Below are 7,887 nucleotides of genomic sequence, written 5' to 3'. Positions count from 1 at the left end.
TCCGAAGGGCGATACTGCGCCTTCGGCGTTCCGTCTCGCCCTTCGGATGCGAGGCGGCCGAAAACCCGTGGTGGCTGACACCCGGCGTGGCGTTGGTCGCGCCGGGGTGGTCAGTTCAGTCGCGGGAGTTGGTGACTTCTATGTCGAAGTTGGTGGCTTCTAGGTGAGGCCGACGTAGTTCGGCTTGCGCTTGCCGACGAAGGCGTCGACGCCTTCGCGGCCGGTGTCGCTGTTCGCGGCGGCCGAGATGCTGTCGCGTTCGGCGTCCAGCTGCTGGTCCAGAATCGCTGTGGGCGACTGGGCCAGCAGTTTTTTCATGGCCGAGTAGGTGGCGCGGGGGCCGTTGACGAAGGTCTGTGCCAGGCGGAGGGCTTCGGCGCGGATGTCGTCGTCGGCGACCGTGCGGCTCAGGATGCCCAGGCGGACGGCTTCGTCGGCGTCGAGGACGGCGTCGGTGAGCAGGATCTCGCTGGCGCGGCCCAGGCCGACGATGCGGGGGAGCAGCCAGGACATGCCGCCGTCGGGGGACAGGCCGATGCCGGGGTAGGCGGGGCGCAGTTTCGTCGAGGGCCCACCGATCGCGATGTCGGCGGCGCAGACCAGGCTCATGCCCGCACCCGCCGCCCAGCCCTGCACCGCGGCGATCACGGGAACGGGGGCGGCCGCGAGCGCGCGGACGAACTCGTGGAGTTCGTCGGCCAGCTGGTGCAGGTAGGCGCCGCGGTCATCGGCCCCGGCGAAATTGCGGACATTGCCGCCCGCGCAGAAGTTCGCACCCGCGCCGGTGAGCAGGATCGCGCCGACCGACGGGTCGAGGGCGCGCAGGGCCGCGGTGCCCGCGTTGATCAGGTCGAAATCCATCGAGGTGCCCGCGGCGGAGGTGGCGATGGTCAGCTGGAGCACGCCGTCGATGATCTCGGCGGCGGCGACCGGTTCGGTGGTACTCATGGCGTCACATTAACCCGGCTCGCGTCGCCACAATTGTTCGGGCAGCAGGGTGAACGGGTCGGTGCGGCGGTTGCCGGTGTCGGTGAAGCCGTGCCTGCGGTAGAAGGCGTGGGCGCGCGGATAGTCGGCGAAGACCCAGAGGGTGCACGGCGATCCGGGGGCCGCCGCCTCGATCAGGGCGTCGGCGATGCCGGTGCCGTGCCAGGCACTGCGGACGTAGAGCGCTTCGAGTTCGGCCTCGGTGGACGGGCACCGGTCCGCCGGTCGACCCGGTACGGGCAGATCCCGCCCGGCGGCGAAACCGATCAGGCGGTCGCCGACCAGCGCGACCGGCAAACGGTGGGTGCCCGCGGCACGACGACGTTCCCAATTGATCGCGGAGCGTTCGAGGTCGAAGCCGTCGAGGATGTGGGCGGGGACGAGCGTGTCGTAGGCCTCACGCCAGCTGGCGATGTGGCACGCGGCGAGTTCGGTGACCCGGTTCGCCGTGAGCGGCGCGATCCGCCAGTCAGACACGGCGCGCTCGTTCGAGGGCGCGGGGCCGTTGTACGACAACGCCCCGGATCACCCACGAGGGGTGCCGGGGCATTGTCGGCAGAATGTACGGGCTGAAAATCAGCCGCGGACGACCTTGCCCGCCTTCAGGCAGGAGGTGCACACGTTCATCCGGCGGGTGTTGCCAGGGGCAACCTGCGCACGCACGGTCTGGATGTTCGGGTTCCAGCGACGGTTGGTGCGCCGGTGCGAGTGCGAGACCGACTTCCCGAAACCGGGGCCCTTGGCGCAGACGTCGCAAACGGCAGCCATGTCGCGAGCTCCTTCATGTCATAAGCGGACAGCGGCGCACGTATGCCCGCTGAACCGGAAACTGATGTCGTCAAATGCCTTGCCGACTGTCGTCGGCCAGCGCAGACCCACGTGGGCCGCACAAAGCAACCCTGCAAGACTAGCGGGCCGGGCCTCGAAGTTCCAAACCGGGTATCCCGGTCGACCTGCCGAGCACAGCCCGGCTGAGGGCCCGTCCGAGGTCAGCGTACCCCGGTCGGTAGCTGCCGCTAACCTGGCGTGCGTGCTCGGCGCGCGGGTACGCAGAACGGGGAGCGAGGTGGCGGTGGCGCACGTGCGGGAGTCTCTCGACGGCCCCGATCTGCTGGTCTGGGCCCGCGGTTGCCGCACCGACCTGGAGCTACGCCGCGCGGAGATCGACGCGCTCAACGTGTTCCCCATCGCCGACGCCGACACCGGGACCAACCTCCTGGCCACCATGCGCGCCGCGGTCGCGACGGCGGAGCGGGCCGTGCTCGACGCACAGGACGCCACGTCCCACCTCGTCGCCCAGGCCTTGGCCCGCGGCGCGACCACGGGTGCGCGCGGAAACTCGGGCATCATCCTGTCGCAGGTCCTGCGCGGGATCGCGGAGGCCGTTGTCGCAGGCCCGTTGACCGGTGCGCGGCTGCAGGAGGCATTGCGGCGGTCGGCCGTGCTCGTGCGCACGGGACTGAGTGCCCCGGTCGAGGGCACGATCCTGACGGTCCTCGACCGCGCCGCCGCCGCGGCCGCCGAGGTCGCCGAACCCTCCCTGGAAGAGGTGGCCCGTGCCGCCGCCGAAGGTGCCGCGCGGGCACTGAGCCGGACTCCGACCCAGCTGGGCGTGCTGCGCGCGGCGGGAGTCGTCGACGCGGGGGCGCGCGGGCTGCTGGTGTTGCTCGACTGCCTCGTGGCCGAAGTCTGCGGTGAGGCTCCCGCGCGAGTCAGATACACGCGGGGCGAGCGCGCGGACCAGGGGCCGCACCGGCGGCCGGACGACGGCGACGAGCAGGGAGCGACTCTGCCCGGCGGGTCCGGTGACATCGATCACGAACCGGCGCGCGACGGCGAGGGGGAGGCCGTTTCCGACGGCCGGGAGCAGCGGATACGCGACGACCATGATCACCGTGATCGGGACGCTGATCCACACTTCGAGGTCATGTACGTGATCTCCGGCACCGACGAGACCGCCGCGGGTGGGCTGCGCGATCGACTCGCCGTTCTCGGTGATTCGGTGGTGGTGGTCGGCGACGGCGACAGCACCTGGTCGGCCCACGTGCACTGCCGCGACGCGGGGGCGGCGATCGAGGCCGGGCTCGCGGTGGGCACGGTGACGAGCATTCGAATCGAGAGTTTCGCGGTGACCGCGCCGCACAGCGGCCACCACGAGCCCGGCCATCACGATCACGGCCACCACACGCGAGGCGCCGACCGGCTCGGTGCGCGGCACGCGCGGGGCGGGACGGGTGCGCGAGACAACTCCGCGGTGTGCGCGCAGGTTGCGAGCGGTGCCGGTGATCGACTGTCGCGTCCCGCGGCGGGAGACGTCTTTCCCGTCACCGGCGGTGCTCGCGATGGTCGCGTCTTCGGCGATCCCGCCGCGCGCGGTGTCCTCGCGGACCGTGGCGTCCTGGCGGTGGTGGCAGGCGCTGCCGCCACGCGCCTGTTCGAAGATGCCGGGGCGGTGGTGTTGCGCGGGGATCGGCAGGTCGATACGAGCACTCTGCTGACCGCGATTCGGCGGATGCCACATCGTGAGGTGCTCGTGTTGCCCAACGGCGCCCTGCCCGCGCAGGAACTCGTCGCGGTCGGTGTGGCCGCGCGTGACGGGTCGCGTGATGTGTTGTTGCTGCCGAGCGCGTCGATGGTGCAGGGCCTCGCGGCGCTGGCGGTGCACGATCGCGGGCGGATCGCGGTGGATGACGCGTTCGCGATGTCGGAGGCGGCGGCGACCATGCGCTGGGGTGCCCTGCGGGCTGCTCGGGTGCGGGCCCTGACGATGGTCGGAATGTGTTCTCCCGGTGACGGACTCGGGCTCGTCGGCCAGGATGTGGTGGTGATCGACCCCGATGTGGTCGGCGCGGGACGCATTCTGCTCGACCGGATGCTCGGTCTCGGTGGGGAATTGGTGACGCTGCTGATGGGCGCCGATACGGGGCCCGAGTTGGCGCAGGTGCTCGCTGAGCATGTGACGGCCGGTTTCCCCGGCGTCGAGGTGGTGGTGTATTCCGGTGGACAGCAAGCGGATCTGGTGCAGATAGGGGTCGAGTAGATGGCGACGTTGAGTGACCGGCTCGACCATGTGCTGGGCGTCAAGGCGGCCGACCGGCTGACCGAGGCGTTCGACATGTCCACGGTCGAGGATCTGCTGCGCCACTATCCGGTGCGCTACGCCACGCAGGGGCAGCCCCTCACCGAGGAGGAGCCGGAGGAGGGTGCGCACATCACCGTCATCGGTCGCATCACGAAAACCGAACTGCGCCCGATGAAGAACCGGCGCGGCTCCCTGTTGAAGGTGCAGCTCGACACCGGCGCCCAGCGTCCACTGGAAGCCACCTTCTTCAACGGCGACAAGGTGCGATATCTGGTGAAAGAAGGTGTGCGAGCGATGATGTCGGGCACCGTGCACTGGTGGCGTCCCGACCGCTGGAACCTCTCGCACCCCGACTACCTGATCCTGCCCGACAAGGCCGAAGCCGGCGTGGAGGAACTCACCTCCGTGCGCGGTAGCGGCGCGCTGCGCGGGCTGGCGCAGAGCGCGAAAGGCGCGGGCGGAGTGGATGCCTCGTTCTTCGAGCGCGAATTCGTGCCCGTGTATCCGGCGACCGCGAAGGTCCAGAGCTGGGACCTGCTGGCCTGCATTCGCCAGGTACTCGACCAGCTCGACCCCATCGACGACCCGCTGCCCGCCGACCTGCGCGAGGAGCGCCAACTGCTTGCGCTCTCGGAAGCGCTGCGCCTGATCCACCTCCCTGAGCACAAGCTGGATATCGAGAAGGCCAGGGACAGGCTTCGTTTCGATGAGGCGCTCGCCTTGCAGCTCGTGCTGGCCGAACGCCGCCACGAGGTGGAGGGCCGCACCGCCCCCGCCTGCCCGCCCTCGGCCGACGGCATCGCCGCCACCTTCGACGAGCGCTTGCCGTTCGAGCTCACCGAAGGCCAGCAGCAGGTGCTCGCGGAGATCTCCGAAGACCTCTCCCGTACCCGCCCGATGCACCGCCTGCTGCAGGGTGAGGTGGGTTCGGGCAAAACGATCGTGGCACTGAACGCCATGCTCCAAGTCGTGGACTCGGGGCGTCAATGCGCCCTGCTCGCGCCGACCGAAGTCCTGGCCGCCCAGCATTATCGGTCGCTGCGGGCGATGCTCGGCGACCTCGGCAACGCGGGCGAACTCGGCGCTGCGGAGAACTCGACGAAGGTCGTGCTGCTCACCGGATCGATGTCGACGGCCGCGAAGAAGGCGGCATTGCTGGACGCGATGACCGGCGAGGCGGGCATCGTCATCGGTACCCACGCGCTGATCCAGGATGCCGTCGAGTTCTACGACCTCGGCCTCGTGGTGGTCGACGAACAACACCGCTTCGGTGTCGAACAGCGAGACGCGTTGCGTGCCAAGGCGAAAGACGGCATCAGCCCGCACCTGCTGGTGATGACCGCCACCCCGATCCCGCGCACCATCGCGATGACGACACTCGGCGATCTCGAAACCTCCACGCTCACCCAGCTGCCCAAGGGGCGCTCACCGATCGTGTCGAAAGTTGTTCCGCGCAAACTGCACCCGGGCTGGGTGGATCGTGCCTGGGAGCGCATCGTCGAGGAGGTCGGCCAGGGCAGGCAGGCCTATGTCGTCTGTTCGCGCATCGGCGAGGATCCCGACGCGCCACCGGCCAAGGGGAAGAAGGCGGAGAAGGAAGGCCCGACCACCGCGGCCGCGGTGGAGATGTACGAGACACTGAGCGCCGGTCCGCTCGCCGGTGTACGCGTCGGCCTGCTGCACGGCAGGCTGCCGTCCGATGAAAAAGACCACGTGATGCGCCAATTCAACGACGGCGCCATCGACGTGCTGGTCTGCACCACGGTCGTCGAGGTCGGTGTCGACGTGCCGAACGCGACCGTCATGGTGATCGTCGACGCCGACCGGTTCGGGGTGAGTCAGCTGCACCAGCTGCGCGGTCGCATCGGCCGAGGCAAGCACCCGGGCCTGTGCCTGCTGGTCACCGATGCCGCGCCGGGCGGGACAGCGATGGCGCGGCTGGAGGCGGTGGCGGCGACGACCGACGGCTTCGAACTCTCGGTGCTCGACCTGCGGCAGCGTCGCGAAGGTGACGTCCTCGGTTCGGCGCAGTCCGGTACCGCCCGGTCGTTGCGGTTGCTCTCGCTGCTCGACGACCTCGAGGTGATCACCGCCGCACAGGAACTCGCCCGCCAGGTCGTCGCCGAGGACCCGGGTCTGGTGCATCATCCGGGCTTGGCGGGCATGATGCACGCCGCCGTCGACGGCGAACGCATCGAATACCTCGCCAAGTCCTGACCCCCGCGATGTCAGCGAGGTAGGCGCGGGTACGGCAGGTCGGTGCTGGTGTGTTCGGTCACCGACAGCGGCCGCCCGATCTGCGGGAACGCGCGCTGCGGGCACGACGGACGCTCGCACACCTTGCACCCGGCCCCGATCGGCACCGCCACCTGCGGATCGTCGAGCTGCAGCCCCTGCGAATACACCAGCCGGTCGGCGTATTCGATGTCGCAGCCGAGCCCGATGACGAAGTTCTTCGACGCCGCCCCGAACCCCTGCGCGGCGGCGGGGGTGGTGCGCGCGATCCACAGGTACCGGCGCCCGTCGGGCATCTCCGAGATCTGCGTGAGGATGCGTCCGGGGTGCGCGAATGCCTCGTGGGTGACCCACAGCGGGCAACTGCCGCCCACCCGGGAGAAGTGGAACGCGGTGGCGGACTGGCGTTTCGAGATATTGCCGGCCCGATCGGTACGCACCAGGAAGAACGGCACGCCGCGCTGACCCTGCCGCTGCAGGGTGCTGAGCCGATGGCAGACCGTCTCGAAGCCGACTTCGAACCGCAGTGCGAGCAGGTCGACGTCGTAGCGCAATTCCTCGGCCGAGCGCAGGAACCGGCCGTAGGGCAGGATCAGCGCGCCGGCGAAGTAGTTGGCCAGCCCGACCCTGGCCAGGGTGCGGGATTCGCCGGTGAGCGCCCGGGATTCGGCGAGCACGTTGTCGATCTCGCGGCCGTAGAGCAGCAGGCCGAGGGTGGTCGCGATCTGGAAGGCGCGCTGCCCGGGGCGCAGTCGCCTGGCCAGGGTGAGGGTCCGGGTGTCGGGGTCGTAGTGGCGTTTCGGGATGGCCGGGTCGGCGCCGTCGCCGCGGACCAGCACCGTGACGCCGGCGCGTTCCTCGGCGATCCTGGCCAGTTGACGATCCAGCGAGCCGATGCTCAGACCGGATTCCTCGAACAGCTGCTCGGCGGCATGGTCGAGGGTCGAGATGTGGTTGCGGTGGTCGTAGAAGAAGTCCCGCACGTCCTCGTACGGCATGGGGGTGCCCGGCGCGCCGGCCGGTGTGTCGACGCGTGAGGACAGCAGGTCGAGCTGGTCGGTCGCCGCGCGCAACCGCCGGTGCATCGCGATGACGATGCGCGCCACCTCGGGCAGCCGGGTCGCCAGTTCCTCGACCTCGGTGATCGGGGCGGTGTCGCCGCCGCCCGCGGCTTCCACCAGTACCTCGTGCAGGTCCGAGACCAGTCGCGCGTCGGAGTCGGCGGCGAAGAACTGCACGTCCAGATCGAAGGTCGAGTTGAGTTTCAGCAGAACAGGAATGGTCAGCGGGCGCTGATCACGCTCGAGCTGATTGAGATAGCTGGGTGAGAGGTCCAGCGACTTCGCGAGCGCTGCCTGGGTCATCCGCCGTTCTTCGCGCAGCCTTCGTAGCCTGGCCCCCGCGTACATCTTCCGCACGTCGCAGATCCTAACGCGACCTGTTCGCAATGTTTGCTCAAAGTGGCGAATGCCTCGGGAGAAGTCCAGTCCCGCAAGGGATTTTACCTGTGTCTACCCGTGCGTAACATGCGAAGTCGCGGTCGGCGGCAGAGGCGAGCTCGCGTGCGGCGACCGCATTGTCGC

General features: G+C 69.5%; 6 protein-coding genes. 2 read left to right on the top strand and 4 right to left on the bottom strand.

Annotation, left to right across the window (positions count from 1 at the left end; genetic code table 11):
• Positions 1 to 159: 159 nt before the first annotated feature.
• From ACWFRF_RS15970 to rpmB, 3 genes are all read right to left on the bottom strand, one after another.
• Positions 160 to 948: an enoyl-CoA hydratase/isomerase family protein gene (locus ACWFRF_RS15970; protein ID WP_378626314.1), complete on the bottom strand. Its 789-nt coding sequence runs from the start codon at positions 946 to 948 to the stop codon at positions 160 to 162.
• A gap of 9 nt (positions 949 to 957) precedes the next feature.
• Positions 958 to 1,464 (bottom strand): GNAT family N-acetyltransferase, encoded by a 507-nt coding sequence (locus ACWFRF_RS15965; protein ID WP_387442093.1) that lies wholly within the window; start codon positions 1,462 to 1,464, stop codon positions 958 to 960.
• Positions 1,465 to 1,563: 99 nt separating this feature from the next.
• Complete coding sequence (gene rpmB / locus ACWFRF_RS15960) at positions 1,564 to 1,755, bottom strand: 50S ribosomal protein L28 (protein WP_011210730.1); 192 nt, start codon at positions 1,753 to 1,755, stop codon at positions 1,564 to 1,566.
• A gap of 262 nt (positions 1,756 to 2,017) precedes the next feature.
• Here rpmB and ACWFRF_RS15955 point away from each other — a divergent pair, with 262 nt between their 5' ends.
• Complete coding sequence (locus ACWFRF_RS15955) at positions 2,018 to 4,027, top strand: DAK2 domain-containing protein (RefSeq protein ID WP_452450595.1); 2,010 nt, start codon at positions 2,018 to 2,020, stop codon at positions 4,025 to 4,027.
• Complete coding sequence (gene recG / locus ACWFRF_RS15950; RefSeq protein WP_378992128.1) at positions 4,028 to 6,286, top strand: ATP-dependent DNA helicase RecG; 2,259 nt, start codon at positions 4,028 to 4,030, stop codon at positions 6,284 to 6,286.
• A gap of 11 nt (positions 6,287 to 6,297) precedes the next feature.
• On the opposite strand, the gene ACWFRF_RS15945 is transcribed toward recG, so the two are convergent.
• The gene (locus ACWFRF_RS15945; protein WP_378626319.1) at positions 6,298 to 7,722 is read right to left on the bottom strand and encodes a short-chain fatty acyl-CoA regulator family protein; all 1,425 of its coding nucleotides are present in this window, start codon (positions 7,720 to 7,722) and stop codon (positions 6,298 to 6,300) included.
• Between the last annotated feature and the right edge of the window lie 165 nt (positions 7,723 to 7,887).

It is taken from the genome of Nocardia sp. NPDC055165, assembly GCF_053606985.1.
The sequence above is the reverse complement of the archived record's forward strand: the minus strand, read 5'-3'. Positions and strand labels throughout refer to the sequence as shown.

Excerpts from the sequence above, each read along its gene's own strand:
- ACWFRF_RS15970 (WP_378626314.1), bottom strand. The coding sequence starts at position 948 with ATGAGTACCACCGAACCGGTCGCCGCCGCCGAGATCATCGACGGCGTG.
- rpmB (WP_011210730.1), bottom strand. The coding sequence starts at position 1,755 with ATGGCTGCCGTTTGCGACGTCTGCGCCAAGGGCCCCGGTTTCGGGAAG.
- recG (WP_378992128.1), top strand. The coding sequence starts at position 4,028 with ATGGCGACGTTGAGTGACCGGCTCGACCATGTGCTGGGCGTCAAGGCG.